Annotated in this window: 21 protein-coding genes; 11 read left to right on the forward strand and 10 right to left on the reverse strand. The window is 69.2% G+C overall.

Annotation, left to right across the window (positions count from 1 at the left end; translation table 11 throughout):
- Positions 1-125: 125 nt before the first annotated feature.
- Entirely contained in the window at positions 126-803 is a 678-nt protein-coding gene (locus F0U63_RS41215; protein WP_395839243.1) for a TetR/AcrR family transcriptional regulator, read from the reverse strand.
- A 165-nt stretch (positions 804-968) separates the two neighbouring features.
- Here F0U63_RS41215 and F0U63_RS41220 point away from each other — a divergent pair, with 165 nt between their 5' ends.
- Positions 969-2,123: an epoxide hydrolase family protein gene (locus tag F0U63_RS41220; RefSeq protein WP_395848505.1), complete on the forward strand. Its 1,155-nt coding sequence runs from the start codon at positions 969-971 to the stop codon at positions 2,121-2,123.
- Between the two features lie 211 nt (positions 2,124-2,334).
- Entirely contained in the window at positions 2,335-3,411 is a 1,077-nt protein-coding gene (locus tag F0U63_RS41225) for an Rpn family recombination-promoting nuclease/putative transposase (protein WP_395839245.1), read from the forward strand.
- Positions 3,412-3,481: 70 nt separating this feature from the next.
- Here F0U63_RS41225 and F0U63_RS41230 read toward each other — a convergent pair whose 3' ends face one another.
- From F0U63_RS41230 to F0U63_RS41240, 3 genes are read right to left on the reverse strand one after another with little or no spacing between them, the layout of a single operon-like run.
- Positions 3,482-4,276 carry an ABC transporter permease gene (locus F0U63_RS41230; protein WP_395839247.1) on the reverse strand — a complete coding sequence of 265 codons (795 nt, stop codon included), beginning with the start codon at positions 4,274-4,276 and terminating at the stop codon, positions 3,482-3,484.
- A 4-nt stretch (positions 4,277-4,280) separates the two neighbouring features.
- Entirely contained in the window at positions 4,281-5,084 is an 804-nt protein-coding gene (locus tag F0U63_RS41235; protein ID WP_395839250.1) for an ABC transporter permease, read from the reverse strand.
- A complete protein-coding gene (locus tag F0U63_RS41240) occupies positions 5,081-6,076 on the reverse strand; it encodes an ATP-binding cassette domain-containing protein (RefSeq protein ID WP_395839252.1) in 996 nt (331 codons plus the stop codon). Before F0U63_RS41240 ends, F0U63_RS41235 begins: the two co-directional genes overlap by 4 nt.
- A 64-nt stretch (positions 6,077-6,140) precedes the next feature.
- On the opposite strand from F0U63_RS41240, the gene F0U63_RS41245 reads away from it, so the two are divergent.
- Positions 6,141-7,340, forward strand: a complete 1,200-nt coding sequence (locus F0U63_RS41245; RefSeq protein WP_395839254.1) for a small ribosomal subunit Rsm22 family protein — start codon at positions 6,141-6,143, stop codon at positions 7,338-7,340.
- Here F0U63_RS41245 and F0U63_RS41250 read toward each other — a convergent pair whose 3' ends face one another.
- On the reverse strand, positions 7,341-7,826 hold the full coding sequence (locus tag F0U63_RS41250; RefSeq protein ID WP_395839256.1) for a peptidylprolyl isomerase: 486 nt from the start codon (positions 7,824-7,826) through the stop codon (positions 7,341-7,343).
- 33 nt (positions 7,827-7,859) lie between these two features.
- Positions 7,860-9,245 (reverse strand): M20/M25/M40 family metallo-hydrolase, encoded by a 1,386-nt coding sequence (locus F0U63_RS41255; protein WP_395839259.1) that lies wholly within the window; start codon positions 9,243-9,245, stop codon positions 7,860-7,862.
- A gap of 111 nt (positions 9,246-9,356) precedes the next feature.
- Between F0U63_RS41255 and F0U63_RS41260 the strand changes: the two genes are divergently transcribed.
- The 3 genes from F0U63_RS41260 to F0U63_RS41270 all read left to right on the forward strand — a co-directional run bounded on the left by F0U63_RS41260 (position 9,357) and on the right by F0U63_RS41270 (position 12,330).
- Positions 9,357-9,728 (forward strand): response regulator transcription factor, encoded by a 372-nt coding sequence (locus F0U63_RS41260; RefSeq protein WP_395839261.1) that lies wholly within the window; start codon positions 9,357-9,359, stop codon positions 9,726-9,728.
- A gap of 20 nt (positions 9,729-9,748) precedes the next feature.
- Positions 9,749-10,663, forward strand: a complete 915-nt coding sequence (locus F0U63_RS41265) for a PilZ domain-containing protein (protein WP_395839263.1) — start codon at positions 9,749-9,751, stop codon at positions 10,661-10,663.
- Between the two features lie 65 nt (positions 10,664-10,728).
- Positions 10,729-12,330 (forward strand): ATP-binding protein, encoded by a 1,602-nt coding sequence (locus tag F0U63_RS41270; protein ID WP_395839265.1) that lies wholly within the window; start codon positions 10,729-10,731, stop codon positions 12,328-12,330.
- 16 nt (positions 12,331-12,346) lie between these two features.
- On the opposite strand, the gene F0U63_RS41275 is transcribed toward F0U63_RS41270, so the two are convergent.
- On the reverse strand, positions 12,347-13,492 hold the full coding sequence (locus F0U63_RS41275) for a class I SAM-dependent RNA methyltransferase (protein WP_395839267.1): 1,146 nt from the start codon (positions 13,490-13,492) through the stop codon (positions 12,347-12,349).
- Between the two features lie 71 nt (positions 13,493-13,563).
- Here F0U63_RS41275 and F0U63_RS41280 point away from each other — a divergent pair, with 71 nt between their 5' ends.
- Positions 13,564-14,448: an oxidoreductase gene (locus F0U63_RS41280; protein ID WP_395839269.1), complete on the forward strand. Its 885-nt coding sequence runs from the start codon at positions 13,564-13,566 to the stop codon at positions 14,446-14,448.
- On the opposite strand, the gene F0U63_RS41285 is transcribed toward F0U63_RS41280, so the two are convergent.
- Positions 14,426-15,400, reverse strand: a complete 975-nt coding sequence (locus tag F0U63_RS41285; RefSeq protein ID WP_395848506.1) for a class I SAM-dependent methyltransferase — start codon at positions 15,398-15,400, stop codon at positions 14,426-14,428. The two genes, F0U63_RS41280 and F0U63_RS41285, sit on opposite strands and share 23 nt — an antisense overlap.
- The gene (locus tag F0U63_RS41290) at positions 15,310-15,873 is read right to left on the reverse strand and encodes a NifU family protein (RefSeq protein ID WP_395839272.1); all 564 of its coding nucleotides are present in this window, start codon (positions 15,871-15,873) and stop codon (positions 15,310-15,312) included. The genes F0U63_RS41285 and F0U63_RS41290 overlap by 91 nt, the downstream gene beginning before the upstream one ends.
- 185 nt (positions 15,874-16,058) lie before the next feature.
- Here F0U63_RS41290 and F0U63_RS41295 point away from each other — a divergent pair, with 185 nt between their 5' ends.
- From F0U63_RS41295 to clpA, 4 genes are all read left to right on the forward strand, one after another.
- Positions 16,059-16,631 (forward strand): DUF2378 family protein, encoded by a 573-nt coding sequence (locus F0U63_RS41295; RefSeq protein ID WP_395839274.1) that lies wholly within the window; start codon positions 16,059-16,061, stop codon positions 16,629-16,631.
- An 8-nt stretch (positions 16,632-16,639) separates the two neighbouring features.
- Positions 16,640-17,080, forward strand: coding sequence for a hypothetical protein (locus tag F0U63_RS41300; protein ID WP_395839276.1), 441 nt, complete (start codon positions 16,640-16,642; stop codon positions 17,078-17,080).
- 258 nt (positions 17,081-17,338) lie between these two features.
- Positions 17,339-17,665 (forward strand): ATP-dependent Clp protease adaptor ClpS, encoded by a 327-nt coding sequence (locus tag F0U63_RS41305; RefSeq protein WP_002622993.1) that lies wholly within the window; start codon positions 17,339-17,341, stop codon positions 17,663-17,665.
- A 4-nt stretch (positions 17,666-17,669) separates the two neighbouring features.
- Positions 17,670-19,982, forward strand: a complete 2,313-nt coding sequence (gene clpA, locus F0U63_RS41310; protein ID WP_395839280.1) for an ATP-dependent Clp protease ATP-binding subunit ClpA — start codon at positions 17,670-17,672, stop codon at positions 19,980-19,982.
- Between the two features lie 118 nt (positions 19,983-20,100).
- On the opposite strand, the gene F0U63_RS41315 is transcribed toward clpA, so the two are convergent.
- The gene (locus F0U63_RS41315) at positions 20,101-21,681 is read right to left on the reverse strand and encodes a methyl-accepting chemotaxis protein (RefSeq protein WP_395839283.1); all 1,581 of its coding nucleotides are present in this window, start codon (positions 21,679-21,681) and stop codon (positions 20,101-20,103) included.
- Between the last annotated feature and the right edge of the window lie 8 nt (positions 21,682-21,689).

Raw genomic sequence — 21,689 nt, forward strand, 5'->3', positions numbered from 1 at the left:
CCATGCGCGTGATGGGCCGCGCTCAAGGACGTGCGCGAGCCCACGGCGCTTCCTCTCCCGGCAGGGAGGAGTCTGACGCGCATCCTCGCCAGAGGACCCTGTCGCCCTGGGTCGCCCGGCCGGTGCTACTTCCACCCGTCGAGCCACCCTCCGAGAGAGAGGAGGTCGATGGCTTCGTCGATGGAGGGGTCTGCCTTCTTCGCCAGTTCGCCCAGGTCGTCACCCAGAAGCGCGCGCATTTGATGGGGTACGAGCACCAGGTCGATGAACCTGGCGGCCACTGGCGATGCACGCGCGATGGCCTCGGCCGTCCCTGCGGACGGGCCCGCGATCGCCTCCGCGACAAACCGTACCCCGCGGTCCCGTGCCATCCTGTCCGTCAGTCGAGCGAGCTCCGGCAGGCGATGCGCGGTCGTCATGACCACCCGCATCAGGGCTATCACTTCGGGCTGAAGCGCATGGACCAGGAGGCCGTGCCCCACGGCACGCAGCCGCTCTCGCAGAGTCAGGCCGGCTGGGAGGTCCTTGGGCGCGGCGAATGTGCTCTCCACGTTGTGGCGAACAACCGCCGTGAACAACTCCTCTTTGTTGGCGTACCGCGCGTAGATGCTGGCCTTGCCCGCGCTCGCCTGAAGCGCGACCTGATCGCAACTCGTCGCATCGAAGCCGTGTTGCAAGAACAAACGCGTGGCGGCTTCCAGGATGCGGCGATCGACCTCGCCGACCTGCTCCGCCGATGGACGACCCCCCCGCCCCTTCCGCGCCACCGGAGCTTTCTGGGGAAGGGTGCTTTTTCCTTGCATGACCCGAGCGCACAAGCTACTTCGCCGCTCGTTGCAACTGAACGGTTCCGTTCAGTTTTTCGCCGGAGTCACCGTGGCCCGGATGCCGCGCGAGTCCATGGAGTGGCACACGCGCGTCGGCGGGGCAATACGAGTGGCTTCCCATCCCGAGCTGGAGTGTTCCTGATGACTGATCATCTCGAGCCGTTTCACCTGTCCGTGCCACAGTCCGAGCTGGACGAACTGCGCGCGCGACTGAGGCGCACCCGCTGGCCTGACCCCGGGACGGTGGAGGACACCCGGCAGGGTCCGCCGCTCGCCAGGATTCGTGCGCTCGTGGAGCGGTGGTGCGAGGGTTATGACTGGCGTCGGTGCGAGGCGTTGCTCAATAGCCTCGGCCAGTACCGCACGGAGATCGACGGACTGGGCATCCATTTCCTACACATCCGCTCGCCCGAGCCGGACGCACTGCCGCTCCTCATGACGCATGGCTGGCCAGGATCGGTGCTGGAGTTTCGCCACGTGGTGGGACCCCTCACCAACCCCGTCGCGCATGGCGGCAGGGCGTCTGACGCCTTCCATCTCGTCATCCCATCATTGCCGGGGTTTGGCTTTTCCGACAAACCCACCGGGCCGGGGTGGCACGTGGGGCGCATCGCCGGCGCGTGGCTGACGTTGATGCGGAGGCTGGGTTATGAGCGTTGGGCCGCGCAGGGCGGCGACTGGGGCGCGGGGGTCACGACGATGCTCGGCTACATGGCGCCCGCCGGCCTGATTGGCATCCATCTCAACATGGTGATGTTCCAGCCGACCCACGAGGAGCGCGCGAACGCGGACGCGCACGAGCGGAAGATGCTGGCGGATGCGCAACGCTATGACGAGCAGTTCTCTGGCTATTACAAGCTCCAGAACACCCGGCCGCAGTCCGTCGCATTCAGCCTCGCGGATTCGCCTGTCGGACTGGCCGCGTGGATCTATGCGCTCTTCCAGGATGTCTCGGACAGTGGCGGCGAGCCGGAGCGCGTGTTCTCGCTCGACGACATGCTTGACGACATCATGCTCTATTGGTTGCCGAACGCCGGGCCGAGTTCCGCGCGCTTGTATTGGGAGAGCGCACAGGCGATGAAACAAGGTGGTCCGCCGAGCATGCCCATGCCGACGCCGGCCGGCATCAGCATGTTCCCCGGCGAGCAGATACGGGTGTCCCGGCGCTGGGCGGAATCCCGCTTCGCCCGCCTCGTCCATTTCAACGAGTTGGAGCGGGGCGGTCATTTCGCGGCGCTGGAGCAACCGGCGCTCTTCGTGGAGGAGGTTCGCGCCACCTTCGCTGGACTCCGGTAGCGCCCCCGAGAAGGTGTCCCCGAGAAGGCCGAGAAGGTGTCAGACGATTCGTAAAAGACGATTCGTACGACCCGGGAGCGCCAGGTGGAGGCCTCTCCCGGGAGAATGACGTCTCGCCAACGAGACGAAGGAGGGCGGACACGGACGTCCACGGCCTGTTGGTTCCCCGCGGGTGCGACTGGCCCGCTCCGTGCTGAGGGCACCGTGCGCCATGCCCGGACCTCATGACCTCTTCGCCCGCTATACCTTTGGCCGCCCCGAGCGGGCGGAAGCCGAACTGCGAGCCGTCCTGCCCGCCCCTATCGTCTCCGAGGTGGACTGGTCGAGCCTGCGCTTGGAGCCCGGCAGCGTGGTGGACCCGGAGCTGCGAGAAACCGAGAGCGACCTGCTCTTCACCGCCCGCTTGCGCACGGGCCGCTCGCTGCTGCTATACGTGCTGCTGGAGCACCAGTCCACGGTGAACAGATGGATGGCGCTGAGGATGCTGCGCTACGTGGTGCGCCAGGTGGAGCGCTGGCGCCAGGAGCACCCGGAGCACTCCCTGTTGCCCGTCATCCTCCCGCTGGTGATGTATCACGGGCCCGAGGGGGCCTGGAGCGCGCCGCAGCGGGTGGAGGACCTGTTCGAGCTGCCGGGAGAGAGCGAGGAGGAGCGGGCACACTGGCGAGCGTGGGTGCCGCGCTTCGAGTACCTGCTCGATGACCTGACGGCGGAGCGGGAAGAAGCGTTGAGAGCACGGCCAGGCCCTCCACTGGTCCGGCTGGCGTGGTTGGTGCTGCGCCACGGGCGGACGGGGGAACTGGCGAGAAGGCTGCCGGAGTGGGTGGGCCTCTTCGCCCAGGTCCAGGCGGCTCCGGAGGGTGCCGAACACCTGCTGGTGGTCATCCGTTACCTGCTGTGGACCGGGGACCAGGCCGTCCACGATGCCACGGGGCAGGTGCTACATTCAGTGCTGGATGAGCAACGCGCGGAGGAATTGATGCGGAGCTATGGCGAGGAACTCATCGAGCAGGGACGTCAGCAGGGCCTGGCGCAGGGGTTGGAGAAGGGGTTGGTGCGAGGCAGGGAAGAGGGTCTGGCGCAGGGGCTGAGCCGAGGACGTGCCGAGGACATCCTGAGGATTCTCGCCCTCCGGGGGATTCACGTGGAGGAAGGAACCCGGCAGCGCATCCTCGACTGCACGGACGTGGACACGCTCGACAGCTGGTTCGACCGGGCCCTCCAGGTCACGACCCTCTCCGAGATGCTGGACGACGGGGCACACGCGTCCCGGCGAAAGGACTCGTGACACGGCCTCCGCTCACGTGCCGCTGACGTGCAGGCGGCGGGAAGCGAACCCGCCGCCCTCGTGCTCCGGGTCAACTGCTCGCAGAGGTGTAGCGGCCAATGGAGTGCAGCCACACCCGGCGCGAGAAGAACGCGAAGAGGAACGAGCCGAGCAGCGCCCACACCAGCGCCGTCCACGGCAGCCGGCCGAGCATCGCCTCCGCCGGGAAGGTGGTCATCACCGCCAGGGGAATGACGAAGGTGAACACGAAGGCGAGCACCCCGCGGAACACCGGCGCCGGCCAGCGCGCCGCGTCGAAGATGGACGAGAACAGGTAGGTGAGGTTGTCCACCTTCACCACGTAGAAGGCGGCGCACACCGTGAGGATCCACAACGAGTAGAGCAGGAGCACGCTCGTGCCCAGCAATACGAGCGAGATGGCCAGGCCCGACAGGGACGGACCGCGCCCGATCAGGTGGAAGCCGTAGCCGAAGAGGATCAGCGCCGCGACGAGGTTGATCGCCCGCCACGGCAGGAAGTTCTCGGTGGACACCAGGAACTGCGCGTCCGCGGGCTTGAGCAGCACGAAGTCCAGCGTCCCCTTGCGGATGTGCTCCACCACGCCCTGGAGGCTCGGGTTGATGGCCCCCTCGAGAATCCCCTGCAACAGGGTGAACCAGCCGATGACCAGCAGCGACTCGCCGAAGCTCCACCCCTCGATCTGGCGCTGCGCGCCCTGGAAGACGACGAACAGGGGCACCAGCGCGGAGGCCATCCAGAAGAGGGAGATGAGCCCATCGAGCAGGAAGTCCGCCTGGTACTGCATGGCGAGCAGGCTGGACGCCCGGAGGCGGACCTTCAACAAACGCAAGTAGCGGCGGAACATGCCCCTAGCCTCCATAGGCGGCGAAGCGCTTGAGGCCCCGCTTCCAGCTCAGGATGGACAGGCCGAGCAGCAGCGCCACCCACAACCACTGGCGGCCCAGCAACCCCAGCGCTCCGGTCAAACCGTGGGCATTCGTCATCAACTCCACCGGCAGGCCAATCTGGTAGCGGAAGGGCAACCAGTCCAACAGGCCGCGCAGCACGGGGGGAAAGAGCTCCACCGGGTACAGGTAGCCGGAGCAGATGAGGAAGAAGGCGAACCACAGGTCCATGAGCCGGTTGCTGCTCTCGATGTACAGACTCAGGCTGCCGATGAGCACGTTGGCCAGGAAGGTGATGAGCCAGCCGCCCACGAGCGCCAGCAGGAAGAAGCCCCAGCCCCACGCGGTGCCAGGCACCGAGCGGGTCCCCAGGGTGAACACGGAGAAGAGCGTCAGCGGCACCACCAGGAGCAGGCGCAGGGGGAAGGTGCCCAGGTTCTCCGCCGCGTAGCTCCACAGGGGCGAGATGGGACGCAACAGGCGCATGGCCAGCGTGCCCTGGCGCACCTCGTAGTTGATCTGCCAGGCCGCGTACGCGCCCGTCATCTGCCGCACCGAGAAGGTGGCCAGGAAGTAGCGCACGAAGTCGTGGGAGTCATAGCGCCCCACCGGCTCGTAGCGGGCCACCGCCGTCCACAGCGCCATGGAGATGAACGGCATGGTGGTGCCCAGCACCCAGACGAGCATCTCCGCCCGGTAGGCCACCGCCTCGGACACGCCCACCCGGAGCAGCGTGGGCAGGGCGCGCAGCGTGCCGCGCACACTCATACGCCCGCCTCCTGGCGCCGCGCCTTGCTCTCGGCGAACAGCTCGCTCATGACCTCTTCCAGCGGCGCGTTCTCCACCGTCAGGTCCATCACCGGCAGGGTGGAGAGCACCCGGCTCACGGTGGCGTTGACGGCCTCCTGCGACACCTGCAACACCGCCGACGCCGCGTCGTGCGACACCACCTTGCCCAGGGCCGCGAGGTCCGGCGCGTCCACCGCCTGGGACAGGCGCAACACCACCCGCTTCTCCGGACGCACCTTCTTCACCAGCGCGTCGAGTCCCCCGTCATACGACACGATGCCCTTGTCGATGACGATGATGCGCGGGCACAGCGCCGCCACGTCGTCCATGTAGTGGCTGGTGAGGATGAGCGTGGCGCCGTGCCGCTCGTTGTAGTCCTTGATGAAGGCGCGCATGGTGGCCTGCATGGACACGTCCAGCCCGATGGTGGGCTCGTCCAGGAAGAGCACCCGGGGCCGGTGGATGAGCGCCACCGCCAGCTCGCACTTCATCCGCTCGCCGAGCGACAACTGCCGCGTCGGCTTGCCGAGCAGTTCGCCCAGGTCCAGCAGCGTCACCAGCTCGTCCAGCGTCTGCTTGTACTGGGCGGTGGGAACGTCATAGATGGCGCGGTTGAGTTCGAGCGTCTCCGACGGAGGCAGGTCCCAGATGAGCTGCTGCTTCTGCCCCGTCACCAGCATGATCTTCTTGAGGAAGGCCTCCTCGCGATGACGCGGGACATGACCGTCCACGCGCACCTCGCCGCTCGAGGGGTGCAAGAGCCCCGAGAGCACCTTGAGGGTGGTGGTCTTCCCCGCCCCGTTGGGACCAAGGAAGCCCACGCGCTCGCCGGGCTGGATGTCGAAGGAGATGCCATCGACCGCCTTGACGGAGGTGTAGGTGCGATGAAAGACCGAGCGGAGGGCGGCCTTGAGACCGGGCGGACGCTTGTGGACCTGATAGTGCTTGCGCAGGTCGCGGACGGAAATCATTGAGTCGGGGTTTAACGCGGTTGCCCGCCAGAGGCGACCCTTCTATCGCGAAGGCAGGCTGGGGATGAGTGGCCCGTACGGCAAGGACTTGGAGCGTTGGATTCCGCGGCTCATCGCCGTCTGGAGGCAGGCGCGCGGCAGGGCGGACGGGCCCGAGACGCGCCTGACGCCACAGGAAGTGAAGGAGGTGGGCGCGGGAGTGAAACAGCTCTCGCTGGGACTCACGCGCGACCGGAAGCTCGCGGGGGCCCGCTACATGGACGACCCCAAGCTGCTGGGCGCCTACCTGCTCTTCTACTGGCCCGTCTCCTATGCCCAGGCCCGCGAGGCCCTGGGCGAGCTGTCCGTGAGGCCTCGCTCGGTGCTCGACCTGGGCAGCGGCCCCGCCCCGGTGGCCTTCGCCGCGCTGGACGCGGGCGCCGCCGAGGTGACCGCCGCCGACCGTAGCAAGCCCGCGCTGGCGCTCGCGCGCGCCCTCGCGACGGAGGCCGGTGAGGCGCTCGCCACCCGGGAGTGGGATCCCCTGAAGAAGGCGCCCCCTCCCGAGGGCAAGTACGATCTCATCACCATGGGCCACGTGCTCAACGAGCTGTATGGCGCGGGGGACGAGGCGGTGAAGCCGCGCGCGGCGCTGCTGGAGCAGGTGCTGGCGCAGGTGAAGCCGGGGGGCAGCCTGGTGGTGCTGGAGCCCGCGCTGCGTGAGACGTCACGGCTCTTGCTCAAGGTGCGCGACGTCATGGTGGAGAAGGGCTACGCCATCCGCGCGCCCTGCATGTACCGGGGCGCCTGTCCCGCGCTGGTGAAGGAGAGCGACTGGTGTCACGCGGAGCGCACCTGGACGATGCCCCGGGTGGTGGAGGAGATCGCCAAGGCGGCGGGGCTGCACAAGGAAGCGCTGAAGATGAGCTACCTGGTGCTCGCGCCCGCGGGCGAGGGCTGGCCCGAGCCCCGGCCCGAGCGGCTCTTCCGCATCGTGTCCGAGTCGCTCGAGGGCAAGGGGCGCCAGCGCTTCATCGGCTGTGGCGCCGAGGGCCGCATGGGCCTGGCGATGCAGGACAAGCACCGCACCGAGAAGAACGAGCGCTTCTTCAAGCTGCACCGCGGCGACGTCGTCTCGGTGACGAACACCGAGGCCAAGGGAGACGGGCTCGCGTTGGATGACCGCTCGGAGGTGAAGGTGGTGGCCTACGCGGGCCAGGGCGTGCCCCCGGCCCCGAAGACGCCCGCGCCGCCCCCGGACGAGGGCAAGCGCGAGCCGGTGTGATCAGTGGTCGTGCCCGTGCTCGCCATGGGCGTGACCGTGCTCCAGCTCTTCCTTCGTCGCGGCGCGCACGTTGTGCACCTTGACCTCGAAGTGGAGCGTCTTGCCAGCGAAGGGGTGGTTGAAGTCGACGACGACCGTGTCGCCCTTCACTTCCTTCACGAGGAAGTCCACCTCGTCGCCCTCATGGTCGGTGGCGCTGAGGATGGCGCCCGGCTTGATCTCCATCTCCGCCGGGAACTCGCTGCGCGGCACCTCCTCCACGCCGTCCGGATCGATCTCCCCGTAGCCCTCCTCCGGCGAGACGACGACCTTCAGGGACTCGCCCTTGGTCTTGCCCTCCAGCGCCTTCTCCAGGCCCGGGACGATCTCATCGTGCCCGTGCAGGTACTCGAGCGGCTCTCCCGGCTCGCTCTCATCCACCACTTCTCCATCCCCCAGATGCAGCCGGTACTCGATGGAAACGACGCTGTCCTTGGCGATTTTCATGAAGCCCTCATAACAAGCGAAACGACTCGGACGCTACTTCAGTGCCTGGGCCAGTTCGGCATACAGGTGGATGGCGCTGCGCACCGCCTTGTCCCAGTCCCCCAGGTGCAGGCTCTCGTTCTCAGAGTGGGCATTGGTGTACGGATCCTCCACGCCGATGAGCAGCGCGGGCACCCCACCCAGCTCCCGGGCGAACGGCTCCACGAAGGGAATGGACGCGCCACACCCGATGGCCACGGGCTCGGTGCCATAGCCCAGGCGCAGCGCGCGGAAGGCGGCCTGGAAGGCCGGATGCGACGTCTCCGTGAACCAGGGGCCCGCGGGCGCGTCCTCCTTGATGTGCAGCTCCAGCCCCCAGGGCACACGCTGCTTCAGGTGCTCCACCAGCCGCCGCTGCACGTCCGCCGCGTCCAGGTCCGGCACGACGCGGATGCCCACGCGAGCCCACGCCACGTCGCAGATGATGTTGCGCGCGTCCTTGCGGCTGCTCGCCTGGATGGCGTTGATGGCGAGCGCCGGCTGGCGCCAGTTCGTCTCCCACGGATGGCGCCCACCGAGCAGCTCGGCGCCGGGCACCAGGCCCGCCTGCTGCTTGAAGTACGCCTCGTCACCCGGCAGCGATTGGATGCTGCGCCGCTCGTCCCCGGTGAGCGGACGCACGTGCTCGTGGATGCCCTCGATGGCGATGCTGCCGTCAGGGTTCGTCAGGGAGGCGAGCATCCGGCACAGCGCCATCACCGGATCCGGCACCGGCCCGCCCCACATGCCCGAGTGCACCGCCTGCCTCAGTGCGCGCACCTCCACGTCCACCGTCACCAGGCCGCGCAGCGCGGTGGTGATGGAGGGCAGCCCCGTGTCGAAGTTCGTCGTGTCCGTGAGCACGATGGCGTCCGCCTTCAAGAGCGCCTTGTGCCGTTGCAGGAAGGTGCCCAGGTGCTCGCTGCCCACTTCCTCCTCGCCCTCGATGAGCACCTTCACGTTGAGCGGCAGCTCCCCGCCGCCCCTCAACCACGCGTCCACCGCCGAGGTGTGCACCACGATGCCCGCCTTGTCGTCCGCCGCGCCGCGCCCGTACAGGCGCCCGTCGCGCACCTGCGGCTCGAACGGCGGGCTCTTCCACGCCCCCTCGTCTCCCGCCGGCTGTACGTCGTGGTGGGCATACAGCAGGAGCGTGGGTTTGCCAGGAGCCTTCAACCGTTCGCCGTACACGTACGGATGGGCACCTTCCAACTCCAGCAAGCGCACGTTTTCGAACCCACGCGACTTCAACAGTGCCGCTGTGGCTTCCGCGCTCGCACGCACGTGCGCGGGATCGAAACCGTCGAAAGACACACTGGGAATGCGGATCAGTTGCTTCAAATCTTCGAGGTAGCTGTTCTTCTGGGCGTCGAAATGGGCGAGGGCCTGATCGGTGGACATGGCGCGTGCATAGCCCACTTCCCGGGGTCTCCGCGCGAGTGATGAAAGGAATGAGAAAGCGCGTTGAGACCATGGGCAATCCGAGGGGGGGCGCCTTATCATGGCAGGGACATGCCCCCCCCCACGCTTCTGCTGGTCGATGACGATCGCTTCGTGCGCCACCTCCTCAAGGATGCCATCCAGGAAAGTGGCCTCGAGGTGCGGATGCTCGAGGCGGCGGACGGGCACGAGGGGCTGGAGGTCGCCGAGCGAGAGCAGCCGGCGTTGATGCTGTTGGATCTCTTCATGCCCCGGTGCAGCGGGCTGGAGGTGCTCGCGCACATCAAGCAGTCCTCACCGGACACGCGGGTGCTCATCATCAGCAGCATGGATGCCGATCCCGTGGTGCAGCAGGCCCTGTCCGCCGGGGCAGTGGGCTTCGTGGGCAAGCCCTTCCATCCGTTGGAAATCTCCCTGGCCATCCGCCAGGCCCTGGCCCACTGAACACAACCCGAGGAGAGCCCATGTCGAATTACTGGATTGGAGACTCCGTCGGACGCGTGTTGGGACCCCTGACGCTCCAGTCGCTGCGGGAACTGGTGAGCTCGGGACGTCTCAAGGCCGTCACCCGCGCTTCCCGCGATGGCGAGTCCTGGGAGCCCATCGCGCAGTTCAACGAAGTGAAGGATCTGTTCAACACCTTGCGGCCCGGCTCCGCCGACGAGTCCGGGCAGGCCGCGCGCCTGCGCACGCAGTTGGGGCAGATGCAGTCGATGAGCGCGTGGCAGATCTTCGGGCTGAAGCCGGAGGCGCCGCTGGAGGAGGTGCGCAGCGCCTTCTTCCGGATCGCGCGGCGCTTCGCCCCCGAGAACCTGGCCTCGGACGCCAGCCCCGAGCTGCGCAAGGTACACGCGGACATCTTCGAGCTGCTCGCGCGCCGCATGCGCGAGGCGGAGGCCCAGCGCGCCACGGCTCCCGCGGCGCCCGTGCCCGCGGCGCCCGTGTCCGCGGCGCCCCGCCCGGTGACTCCCGCTGGCGGACGCGCCGCCGTGCAGGCCCCGCCCTACACCTACTCGGCCGAGGAGTTCGTGGGCCTGCGCACGCAGAACGACCGCACCCAGGTGGAAGTCCAGGTGAACGCGCGCAACATGGGCATCTTCACCGACCACCGCATCATCAACCTGCAGTCCGGAGGGCTCTTCATCCCCGCGTCCAACCCCTTGCGGTTGGGCACCCGGGTGGAGCTGGTGTTGAATTTCGAGCAGCCTCCGCGGCAGATCAAGCTGCGCAGCTCCGTCATCTGGGAATACACGCTCGACGATGGTAAGCAGCCGCGCGGCTACGGCCTCGGTCTGGCGGACTTGAGGCCCGAGGAGCGCACCTTCCTCGACGACTTCCTGCGCACGCATCGCCTCCAGGCGCCCACGACCGCGGGCTGAGCCACATGGCGGTCCGCGTCCATCCCGGCCGCAGCCCCCCTCCCCTCCGCCGGAAGGAGCAGGACGTGTCCGACCCGGCCGAGTACCAGGTCCTCGATGGACTGCCAGCGCCGGTGTTGGTGGTGCGTGGAGAGCGGACCGTCTACGCCAACCCGGCGTTGTTGAAGTTGTTGGGCATCGGTCTGGCCGAGGTGCTCGACACGCCCGTGTTGATGCTGCTCGCGCGCTTCTCGCCCGAGGATCAACGCTGGCTGGAGCCGATGCACACCGAGTACACCCGGGGAAAGCAGACACCCGACAAGCTGTGGGTGCGCGTGCGGGTAGCGGAAGAGCAAGAACGGACCTATTGCATGAGTCGGGGTGAGGGAGTGCGGGCGGAGGACACCCTGTTGATGTTGGTGGACGCGGAGGGTGAGGCGAGTACGCGGCGGCTCACCGAGTCGCTCGTGGAGGCCGCGGGCGAGCTGTTGCACTGCCGTGACGAGCAGAGCGTGCTGGAGACGGCGGTGGAGGCCATCCACCGGCACGGATTCTCCGTGATGGTGCTGCTGCTCGAGGGCGACAGCCTGCGCTACGGGCCCCTGCGGCAAGACGCGGCGCAGGTGACCACGTGCGAGGTGCTCTACGGCAAGCCCCTGCAGGACATCCGCTTTCCGCGCTCCAGCATGCCGCACATCGACGAGGTGCTGGCGCGGCACAAGGCGGCCTTCCACTCGGACTTCCTCCAGGTGTTGGAGAACGTGCGCACCATGGAGCCGCTCGCGTGGCTGCGGCGCGCCCACCCGAGCGTGCGCGCCCTGGACGCGCCCATCTTCGTGCAGGGCAAGCCCTACGGAATCCTGTCCGTGCAGGGCGAGACGCTGACGCCCACGAGCGCGGCCACGCTGGAGCTGTTCGCGCGGCAGGTGGGAGGGGCACTGGAGAACGTGCGCCACCACCGGCTGGCGGCCTCGCGCCTGGCGGAGCTGTCACGGCTGCAGTCGGAGCTGGTGGCGCAGGAGCGGCTCACCGTGTTGGGCGAGGCCGCGGGTGTGGTGGCCCACGAGGTACGCAACCCCCTGGGCGCCATCCTCAACGCGGTGGCGGTGCTCAAGCGCGACCGGCTGGGCCCGGTGAGCACGAGCGCGGTGCGGATGCTGGAGGAAGAGGCCACGCGTCTGGACGCCATGGTGAGGGACTTGCTGGACGTGGTGCGGCCGATGGAGCCCCGGCCCCGGCCGCTGCACCCGGGCGAGCTGGCCCGGCGCACCCTGGAGCTTTTGCGCCAGCGCCACCAGCTGGGCACCCTCCAGGTGGCCATGAACGAGGCGCCGGACCTGCCCCTGCTCCAGGGCGACGAGATGCTGTTGCAGCTCGCGCTGGAGAACCTGCTGCGCAACGCCGTGCAGGCCTCGCCCCCGGAAGGCCGGGTGACCGTGTCGGTGTCGCGCGTGCCCGAGGGCGTGCTGCTCGCCGTGGAGGACGAGGGCTCGGGCATCTCCCCGGCGGACATCCACCGCATCTTCGAGCCCTTCTTCACCACGCGCGCCACGGGCACCGGCCTGGGGCTCGCGGTGGTGCGGCGCGTGGTGCTCGCCCACGGTGGCACGGTGTCGGCGGGGCAGCGGCCGGGAGGCGGCGCACGCTTCGAGCTGCGGCTGCCGCTCGCCCCCCCCACGCTGGACTGAAGCGTGGAGGGCCGCCTCAGGGAAGGGCGCTCAGGAGCAGCCGGCAGCGCAGCCCCCCATTGCGCACCGGCAGCTCGCGCGCCCCGGGCAGGGCGAGCGCGCGGATGAGGCCCGGCTCCTCGGGAACGAGCACCGCGGCACGCCAGCCCGAGAAGGCCCGCCGCAAGGTGGCCCCGAGCGCCCGGTACAACCCCGGCAGGTCCTCCCCCTCGCCCACCCGCTTGCCATAGGGCGGATTGGCCACCACCCACCCGGGCCCGAGCCCCGAGGGCAGCGTCAGCGTGCGCACGTCCTGGCGCTCCAGCGTGAGCGTCACGCCCGCCCGCCGCGCGTTGCGCCTCGCCGTCCCCAACGAGCCCGCGTTGAGATCATGCCCTCGCAGCACCGCGCGCGGGGCCGGCAGGGCCCGCGCCTCCGCCCGGGCCCGGCGCTCCGCCCAGGCCCCCGCGTCGAAGCCGGGAAAGCGCTCGAAGGCGAAGGGCCGCCCAAGCCCCGGCGCCCGCTGCTGGGACATCCACGCCCCCTCGATGAGGAAGGTGCCCGAGCCACACATGGGGTCCACCAGCGGCGCCACGCCGTCGTACCCGGCCAGCACCAGGATGCCCGCGGCGAGCGTCTCGCGCAGCGGCGCCCGGCTCACCTCCTGGCGGTAGCCCCGGCGGTGCAGCGGCTCGCCACTGGTGTCCGCGCTCACCGTGCACGTGTCGCCCTCCACGCGCACGAGCAGGGTGAGCCCCTCGGCCGGCTCCTCGTCCAGGAGGCCCGTGCGCTCCACCGACGGCAGCCCCCAGGCCCGGGCCGCGGCGGCCAGCACCGCGTCCGGCCCCTTGAAGCGCGCGCCATGCAGCACCACCGACAGCCGGGGCACCGTCCGCCCATCCCACACCGGCCGCAGGGGCAGGGCCGCGAGCCCCTTGGCGAGCGCCGCCGCGTCCGGCGCGGCGAAGCGTCCCAGGCGCAGCCACACCCGGCTCGCCGTGCGCAGGCGCAGGTTCGCCTCCTGGTACAGCCCCGGGTCGCCCTCGAGCTCCACCCCTCCCTCCACGCGCCGGGGCGACAGGCCCAGGGCCTCCGCCTCGGCCGCCACGGCGGGCTCCAGGCCGGGCAGCGCCGGGATGAAGAGCCATTCCCTCTGTTGGACGTTGGTCACCTGGAGCGGCATTGTCCGCGCCCGACGCCCGGCCGCAATGCTTTCCTCACGGGAACGTCCACCCGGACGAAGGGGAGCACGCCATGAGCGATGTCGAGAGGAACACCCGCACCCGGCCTCGGGAGTACGAGGTGATGGTGGACAGCGTGCGCTGGGAGACGCCCGACACCGTCACGCTCCAGTTGGACTTCGGCTCCGAGCGCCCCGACTACCGCGCCGGCCAGTTCCTCAACCTGGACCCCCATCAGTTCCGCGCCCTCGGCCACCTCATCGCCTACTTCCAGCAGCACAAGGCGCGCAAGGAGCCGGCGCGCTCCTACTCGCTCGCCTCCGCGCCGCACGAGAAGCTCGTGGCCATCACCGTGAAGGACGAGGAGTTCATCCCCGGCCTCACCGCCTACCCGCCCCTGCTCTCGCCCTACCTCGTGCACGCACCCCTCGCGGGCTCGCGGATGAAGGTGCTCGGCTTCATGGGCCCCTACGTGCTGCCGGACGACGTGGAGGAGCGCACGGACCACCTCGTCCATGTCGTCGCCGGCTCCGGCGCGGTGCCCAACTTCTCCATCCTCAAGGACGCGCTGCACCGGGGCCTGCGGCTGCGGCACACCCTGCTGTGCTCCAACAAGACGTGGGGGGACATCCTCTACCGCGAGGAGCTGGACGCGCTCGAGCGCGCGCACCCGGACCGGCTGCGCGTGGTGCACACCCTCACCCGCGAGACGGACGAGACGCGCTTCGGCCCCACCGTGCGCAAGGGCCGCATCGGCGAGGCCCTCCTGGAGGAGCTGCTGCCCGAGCGCGGCACCTGCCTCGTCTACGTGTGCGGCCCGGCCATCACCCCCTGGGCCCGCAAGAAGGCCCTGGAGACGCGCACGCCCGCCACCCCGCGCTTCCTGGAGACGGTCATCGGCCACCTGCACACGCTCGGCGTCGACGACAAGCGGATCAAACGGGAGTCGTACGGGTGATGTCTGCGGCGGGGGCGGCCGGGGTGGCGCTCGCGGGCTCCACGCCGAGCAGCCGCGTGAGCTTGGGCCGCACCCCGTAGGCGCCCAGCAGCGCCTGCAGCTTCGCGCGCGCCTGCCGGTTCTCCCGGTGCACGCGCCGGCCGAGGATCAGCTCGTTCTTGAGCGAGTGCTCCCAGCCCGTCAGCTCCGTCACCGTCACCTGGTAGCCGAAGGACTCCAGCGTCAGCGCGCGCAGCACGTTGGTCAGGTGGCTGCCGAACTCGCGACGGTGCCAGGGGTGTTGGTAGAGCAGCGAGAGCGTCGGCTCCACCCCGGCCCGGCCCTCCTTGAGCTGCGTGGCCACCTCCGCCTGGCAGCACGGCACCACCGCCACGTAATCCGCGCCCTTCTGGATGGCCACCGCCAGCGCGTCATCCGTCGCCGTGTCGCAGGCATGCAGGGCCATGAGCAGGTGGATGCGCTCGGGCCATTGCGCGTTCTCCAGGTGCGCCGTCTGGAACTCCATCCGGGAGAAGCCCAGCCGCTCGGCGCGCTCCTTGGCCCGCTGCGTCAACTCCGGCCGGCCCTCCACGTTGAGCAGCACGCCGCCCTCGGCGTCCTTGAGGAACAGCTCGTAGAGGATGAAGCCCAGGTAGGCGTTGCCGCTGCCCGCGTCCACCACCACGGGCGAGGCGTGGCGGCCCTGGATGTCCTCCAGCGCCGGCCGCAACAGCCCCACCAGGTGGTTGACCTGCTTGAGCTTGCGCAGGGTGTCCGCGTTGAGGTTGCCCTCGCGCGTGAGCAGATGCAGCTCACGCAGCAGCTCCCGGGACTGGTCCGGCAGGAGCTCGCGCTTGACCCGCGCGCCTTTGACTTGCCGCCTCAGACGGACACCACCTCGGTGACCTCGGGGACGAGCTCGCGCAGCCGCGTCTCGATGCCCATCTTCAAGGTCGCCGTGGAAGAGGGGCACCCCGCGCACGAGCCCTTCATGTGCAGGTACACGATGCCTTCCTCGAAGCGGTCCAGGGTGATGTCGCCACCGTCCTGCGCCACCGCCGGGCGGATCTCCGCGTCGAGGATCTCCTGGATGCGCGTCTCCACCGAGCCGCCCGCCGAGCCCGCCGCCGTGCGCGCCGCCGCGATCGCCTCCTCGTTCACCGCGGGCAGGCCCGCGCCGAGGTGCTCGTCCAGCGTGCCCATCACCGCGTCGTTCAGCTCATCCCACTCGCCCGCGTCCCCCTTGGTGACGGTGACGAAGTTGCTGCCCACCATCACCGCCGTCACGCCCTGGATGCCCATGAGCTTGAGCGCCAGCGGCGACTTCTCCTCCGCCGCCTGCGTGCTGGTGATGCTCACCGCTCCCGACGACACGAGCCGCCGATCCACCACGTACTTCAGGGTGCTGGGGTTGGGGGTCCACTCGAGCTGGATGTTCACCGACATGTCGAAATCTCTCCGTTCCCTCCTCCTCTAAGCCCTCGACCCCCGGCTGGCAACCTCGTCCTTGTCCCAGCTCCCCCCTCAGAAGTTGTTCTATCTGACAATGATAATCTTACCTGAATTCAATGAATCCCCGTGGAGGCGTGCTAGGCTTGGAGGACGGAGACGGAACAATGGGGAGAACGTCCATGGAAAGCACCAGCCTGCAGGCGAGGACCCCCACCTATGCCGCACAGCTCCGCATCCCCTCCTGTGTCTTCGAGGGGCTGTTCGTCCGGGGCATGCAGCCGCACGCGGCCCTGGCCAAGGCCCTGGCCCAGGAGGGGTATGATCCCCGCTGCCCCGAGGTCGACTACCCCCTCCAGGTCTGGAAGCGCTGCGTGTCCCAGGCGAGGTACCTGGCGTATGGGACGCTGAGTGATGACGAGGCCTACCGCGCGCTCGGACGCCAGCTCAGCGAGGGCTTCGCCAAGACGCCACTGGGCCGGATCGCCGCGGTGGGCCTGCCGATGATGGGCCCCGCGCGCGCGCTGGAGCGGCTGCCGCGCTACCTGGGGATGATGGGCCGGTCGGAGGTCCAGGTGCAGGCCATCAGCCTGGGCGAGCGCTCGCGGCGCGTCTCCATCTCCGACATCCACAATCCCCCGGAAATCTACGTGGGCGCGATCGAGGTCGTGCTGGAGTACGCCCACGCGCGCCAGCCCCTCATCCACGTGGACGATCGTTCACCGCAGGGCTTCCGCCTGCTCGTGCGCTGGTAGAACGCCGCATGGCCTATCCTCCCCGCCTGGCCCACCTGGCCACGCGCCCCGTCGTGGTGGCGAAGCTCGTGCCCACCTACTCGCGTGCCCACCACATCGACGAGGAGGAGGCGGCGCAGCGCCTCTCCCAGTCCCTGCGCGGCCGGCTGCTGCCGTCGCTGCTGGAAGAGGCGTGGGCGGCCATGCGGGGCAAGAGCAAGCGGCTCGACGACGAGGGGCTCCTGGAGAAGGTGGCCACCACCCTGCGCGACCGGCCCCAGCGCCCCGGACGCGTGGTGGAGGTGACGGCCGGGTGGAGCGCCTTCCTCGTGCTCGCGGACCTGGAAGCGGGCACCGCCAGCGAGGCCGCGCGCCGGGTGATGGAGTCGCCCGAGGGACGGCAGCGTGCCCAGGAGGGGCTCGTGGAGGTCGGCCGCTTCCTGGCCGCCGAACTCACCCGGGGGCGCTAGGCCGCCCGGAGCCGCTCGCACGGTTGGCGAGCGCCTCCTCCAGGCGTTATAGGCTGGTGTCCGCCGTGATCTCCGCCCACAAGCCGCCCACCTGCTCCGTGCCTTCCAGCGCCCCCACCCCCGGGCCGCGAGGCGACCAGGCAGCGCGCGCCGAGGGCTCACCCACGGGACTCGCCGCTGGCTGGCCTGCTTCGTTAGCGGGCCTCCTCAAGCGCCAAGCGGGAGCCGTCCGCACCCCCTAATCATTAGAGGAAGCGCATGCCTCGAGAGAAGTCCGATCCGGATTCCAACGTCGTCACGGAGACGGTGCCGCAGAAGAAGCTCAAGCGTCCCACGCTCTACAAGGTGCTGTTGCACAACGACAACTACACGACGCGCGAGTTCGTGGTGGCCGTTCTCAAGGAGGTCTTCCACAAATCGGAGACGGATGCCGTGCAGATCATGCTGCACATCCATTACAACGGCATCGGCGTGGCGGGCGTTTATACGTACGAGGTCGCAGAAACGAAGGTACGCACCGTGGAGGCCGCGGCGCGGGAGAATGGCTTCCCGCTGCGCCTCTCGATGGAACCAGAGGAAGGTTGAGACCGTGGCAGGACCGCTGATTGCCAAGGCATTACAGGACAGCTTCCGCAACGCGCTGGAGGAAGCGCGACGGATGCGTCACGAGTACCTGACGCTCGAGCATCTGTTGCTCGCGCTCACCAAGGACACCCGCACCCGGGAAGTGCTCAAGAGCTGTGGCGCGCAGGTCAAGCGGCTCCAGGAACGCCTGGAGTCCTTCCTGGAGGAGACGGTCGAGCGTCTGCCCGAGGGGGTAGAGGCCGAGCCGCAGCAGACCATCGGCGTGGAGCGCGTGCTGCACCGCGCCGCCATGCACGCCCTGTCCGCCGAGCAGAAGTTCATCGACGGCGGCGACGTGCTCGTGGCCCTCTTCCGCGAGGAGGAGAGCCACGCGCTCTACCTCCTGCAGCAGGAGGGCATCACCCGGCTGGATCTGCTCAACTTCATCTCCCACGGCATCTCCAAGGATGCCTCGGACTCGGGGGACGAGGGGCCGAGCGGCGAGGCGCACCCGGGCGTGCCCGCCGGCGAGGACGAGGAGGGCGAGGGTAACACGCGCAAGAGCCCCCTGGAGGCCTACACCACCAACCTCAACGAGGAGGCCAAGGCGGGCCGGATCGATCCGCTCATCGGGCGGCAGAAGGAGCTCGAGCGCACCATCCAGGTGCTCTGCCGGCGGCGCAAGAACAACCCGCTCTACGTGGGTGAGACGGGCGTGGGCAAGACGGCCATCGCCGAGGGGCTCGCGCTGCACATCCACGAGGGCCGTGTGCCCGAGGTGCTCAAGAACTCCATCGTCTTCTCGCTCGACATGGGCGCGCTGCTCGCGGGCACCAAGTTCCGCGGCCAGTTCGAGGAGCGGCTCAAGGGCGTGCTCAAGGCGCTCAAGGAGCACCCGGACGCCATCCTCTTCATCGACGAGATCCACACTATCGTCGGCGCGGGCGCCACCAGTGGCGGCTCCATGGATGCCTCCAACCTGCTCAAGCCGGCGCTGGCCAGTGGGAAGCTGCGCTGCATCGGCTCGACGACGTACCAGGAGTTCAAGGCGTCCTTCGAGCGCGACCGGGCCCTGTCCCGGCGCTTCCAGAAGATCGAAGTGGGCGAGCCGAGCGTGGAGGACACCCTGCTCATCCTCGAGGGGCTCAAGAGCCGCTACGAGGAGCACCATGGGGTGAAGTACACGCCGGAGGCCCTGCGGGCCGCCGCGGAGCTGAGCGCCAAGCACATCAACGACCGTTTCCTGCCGGACAAGGCCATCGACGTGGTGGACGAGGCGGGCGCGGCCGAGCGGCTCAAGCCCGAGGGCCAGCGCACGGGCCAGGTGACGATGACCGACGTGGAGGCCGTGGTCGCGAAGATGGCGAAGATTCCGGCCAAGAGCGTGTCCGCCAGCGAGGGCGTGCAGTTGCAGAAGCTCGAGCCCGAGCTCAAGCGGGTCATCTTCGGCCAGGACTCGGCCATCAAGTCCGTGGTGGACGCCATCAAGCTGGCGCGCAGCGGTCTGCGCGCGCCGGAGAAGCCCATTGGCAGCTTCCTCTTCTCGGGCCCCACGGGCGTGGGCAAGACGGAGCTGGCCAAGCAGCTCGCCCAGGTGCTCGGCGTGGAGTTCCTGCGCTTCGACATGAGCGAGTACTCGGAGAAGCACACGGTGAGCCGGCTCATCGGCGCGCCGCCGGGCTACGTGGGCTTCGATCAGGGCGGTCTGCTCACCGACGCCGTGCGCAAGCACCCCTACGCGGTGCTGGTGCTGGACGAGATTGAAAAGGCCCACCCGGACCTCTTCAACATCCTCCTGCAGGTGATGGACCATGCGACGTTGACGGACAACAACGGCCGCAAGGCGGACTTCCGCAACATCATCCTCATCCTCACCACCAACGCGGGCGCCCGGGAGATGAGCACCAAGTCCATGGGCTTCGGCGACAAGCAGGCCCCGGTGGACACCCTGCGCGCGAAGAAGGCCATCGAGAACACCTTCACCCCCGAGTTCCGCAACCGTCTGGACGGCTGGGTCCTCTTCTCCGGCCTGCCCGCGGACATCATCCTCAAGGTGGTGGACAAGGAAGTGGGCCTGCTCCAGAAGATGCTGGAGGAGAAGCGCGTGAAGCTGGAGCTGACCCCGGCGGCGCGCGCGTGGCTCGCCGCCAACGGGTACGACCCGGCCTTCGGCGCGCGGCCCATGGCCCGCCTGGTGGACAACGCGCTCAAGAAGCCGCTCGCCGAGGCCGTGCTCTTCGGCGACCTGAAGGACGGCGGCACCGCGCGCTTCGACGTGGAGGGCGACGGCCTGAAGCTCCAGTCCGCCACCGCTCCGCAGCCCGCGCCCGCGGCCTGAGCACCCGGGCCCTCCCCCTCGAGGAAGCAAAGAGGGGGAGAGCCCAGAAACGACGAGGGCCAGGTGGAGGGTTTCCCCTCCCCTGGCCCTTCGTGCATTCAGCGGCTCGCGCGGACGACTACACGCGGTAGGCCTTCACCGCGCTGCTGAGCTGCTCGGAGATGACCTGCAGCGTGGTGGCCGCCTCGCCGGTGGCGCTGATACGGGCCACCGTCTCCTCCATCATCTTGGAGAGGTCGCTCACGGCGGTGCTGATCTGGCTGATGCCCACGTTCTGCTGACCCACGGCGGCGGCGATCTGCCGCACGGCGGCGGCGTTGTCCTGGTTGATGGTGGACAGCTCGCGCAGGCTCTTGCCGTAGGAGCGCACCTGCTCCAGGCCCACTTCCATGCGCTGGGCACCACGCTCGGTGGCGCGCACCGCGGTGGCCACCGAGTTGCCGATATCGTCCAGCAGCTCGCGCACGCGGTCCGTGGACTCGATGGACTGGTCGGCCAGGGCGCGGATTTCACGCGCCACCACGCTGAAGCCCTTGCCGTGCTCGCCCGAGCGCACCGCCTCGATGGCGGCGTTGAGCGCGAGCATGTTGGACTGGTCCGCCAGGTCCTTCACCGTCTGGGTGATGCTGCCGATCTGCACGGTGCGCTCGCCCAGCTCGAGGATCTTCTGGGCGATCTCCTGCACCTGGGCGCGGATGTCGTTGAGGCCCGCGAGCGTCTGCTCCAGGGAGGACTCGCCCGTGCGGCTGAGCTCGTCGGCGCGCTCGGCCACGGAGAGCACCGCGTCGGCCTTCTGGGCGGCGAGGAGACTCGTCTGGCGGATTTCCTGGGCGGTGACCTGCGTCTCCTGGAGCGCGGAGGCCTGCCGGGCCACCGTCTGCGACTGCTCGGCGGCGGAGGCGTTGAGCTGCTCGGTGGAGGCATTGAGGGCCTCGGAGGCCTGCTGGAGGTTCTGCGTCACCGAGCGCAGCCGCTCCACCATCTGCGAGAACGACACGGCGAGCTGGCCCAGCTCACCTCCCGCGATGGCGGGAATGGGACGGGTCAGGTCGCCCGACTGCACGATGTGCGCGGCCGCGTTGGTGAGCTCGCGCAGCGGCCGCACGATGGAGCGGCTCAGGCCGTACACCCCGAGCACGCCCACGGCCACGATGAGCAGGCCCAGCATCAGCATGTTGAGCCACAGCCGGCCCACCTGGGTGCCCACGCTGTCGTGCATCATGCCCACGTGCAGCACGCCCCGCGTCGCGCCCGACAGGGGCGCGGCCACGTCGGCGACGGCCACCCGCTTGTTGTCGACCGTCATCTCCACCATTTCCCGCGTCTGCGTGCGCTCACCGTTGGTGAGGCCGCTCTCGGGCAGGGGGTTGGCGTTGAGCAGCTCCACGGGCACGTCGCCCGGGAAGGAGTGGGCGAGCACCGTGTTGCTCTCGTCCACCACGTAGAGGTAGCCCAGGCCCTGCGTGTCCCGGAACGAGTCCACCAGGGGCTGCAGCGACGAGGAGCCTCCCGCGCGCTCGGCGGCGGCCGAGAAGCCCAGGGCGATCGCCCTGCCCTCGTTCAGCGAGCTCGACAGGAGGCTGTCGCGCAGCTGCTTGGCCGCCACCATGGAGAGCACGATGGCGATGGCGAGGCTGACGGCCGCGGTGACGAAGACGAACTGGGGGCCGATGCCTATGGATTTAGGGGCGGGGCTCACGAAAGCTC

The organism is Cystobacter fuscus (assembly GCF_044360685.1).
Lineage (GTDB): Bacteria > Myxococcota > Myxococcia > Myxococcales > Myxococcaceae > Cystobacter > Cystobacter fuscus_C.

Coding starts and splice junctions, on each gene's coding strand:
- F0U63_RS41215 (WP_395839243.1), bottom strand. CDS start 803: ATGCAAGGAAAAAGCACCCTTCCCCAGAAAGCTCCGGTGGCGCGGAAG.
- F0U63_RS41220 (WP_395848505.1), top strand. CDS start 969: ATGACTGATCATCTCGAGCCGTTTCACCTGTCCGTGCCACAGTCCGAG.
- F0U63_RS41225 (WP_395839245.1), top strand. CDS start 2,335: ATGCCCGGACCTCATGACCTCTTCGCCCGCTATACCTTTGGCCGCCCC.
- F0U63_RS41230 (WP_395839247.1), bottom strand. CDS start 4,276: ATGTTCCGCCGCTACTTGCGTTTGTTGAAGGTCCGCCTCCGGGCGTCC.
- F0U63_RS41235 (WP_395839250.1), bottom strand. CDS start 5,084: ATGAGTGTGCGCGGCACGCTGCGCGCCCTGCCCACGCTGCTCCGGGTG.
- F0U63_RS41240 (WP_395839252.1), bottom strand. CDS start 6,076: ATGATTTCCGTCCGCGACCTGCGCAAGCACTATCAGGTCCACAAGCGT.
- F0U63_RS41245 (WP_395839254.1), top strand. CDS start 6,141: ATGAGTGGCCCGTACGGCAAGGACTTGGAGCGTTGGATTCCGCGGCTC.
- F0U63_RS41250 (WP_395839256.1), bottom strand. CDS start 7,826: ATGAAAATCGCCAAGGACAGCGTCGTTTCCATCGAGTACCGGCTGCAT.
- F0U63_RS41255 (WP_395839259.1), bottom strand. CDS start 9,245: ATGTCCACCGATCAGGCCCTCGCCCATTTCGACGCCCAGAAGAACAGC.
- F0U63_RS41260 (WP_395839261.1), top strand. CDS start 9,357: ATGCCCCCCCCCACGCTTCTGCTGGTCGATGACGATCGCTTCGTGCGC.
- F0U63_RS41265 (WP_395839263.1), top strand. CDS start 9,749: ATGTCGAATTACTGGATTGGAGACTCCGTCGGACGCGTGTTGGGACCC.
- F0U63_RS41275 (WP_395839267.1), bottom strand. CDS start 13,492: ATGCCGCTCCAGGTGACCAACGTCCAACAGAGGGAATGGCTCTTCATC.
- F0U63_RS41280 (WP_395839269.1), top strand. CDS start 13,564: ATGAGCGATGTCGAGAGGAACACCCGCACCCGGCCTCGGGAGTACGAG.
- F0U63_RS41290 (WP_395839272.1), bottom strand. CDS start 15,873: ATGTCGGTGAACATCCAGCTCGAGTGGACCCCCAACCCCAGCACCCTG.
- F0U63_RS41295 (WP_395839274.1), top strand. CDS start 16,059: ATGGAAAGCACCAGCCTGCAGGCGAGGACCCCCACCTATGCCGCACAG.
- F0U63_RS41300 (WP_395839276.1), top strand. CDS start 16,640: ATGGCCTATCCTCCCCGCCTGGCCCACCTGGCCACGCGCCCCGTCGTG.
- F0U63_RS41305 (WP_002622993.1), top strand. CDS start 17,339: ATGCCTCGAGAGAAGTCCGATCCGGATTCCAACGTCGTCACGGAGACG.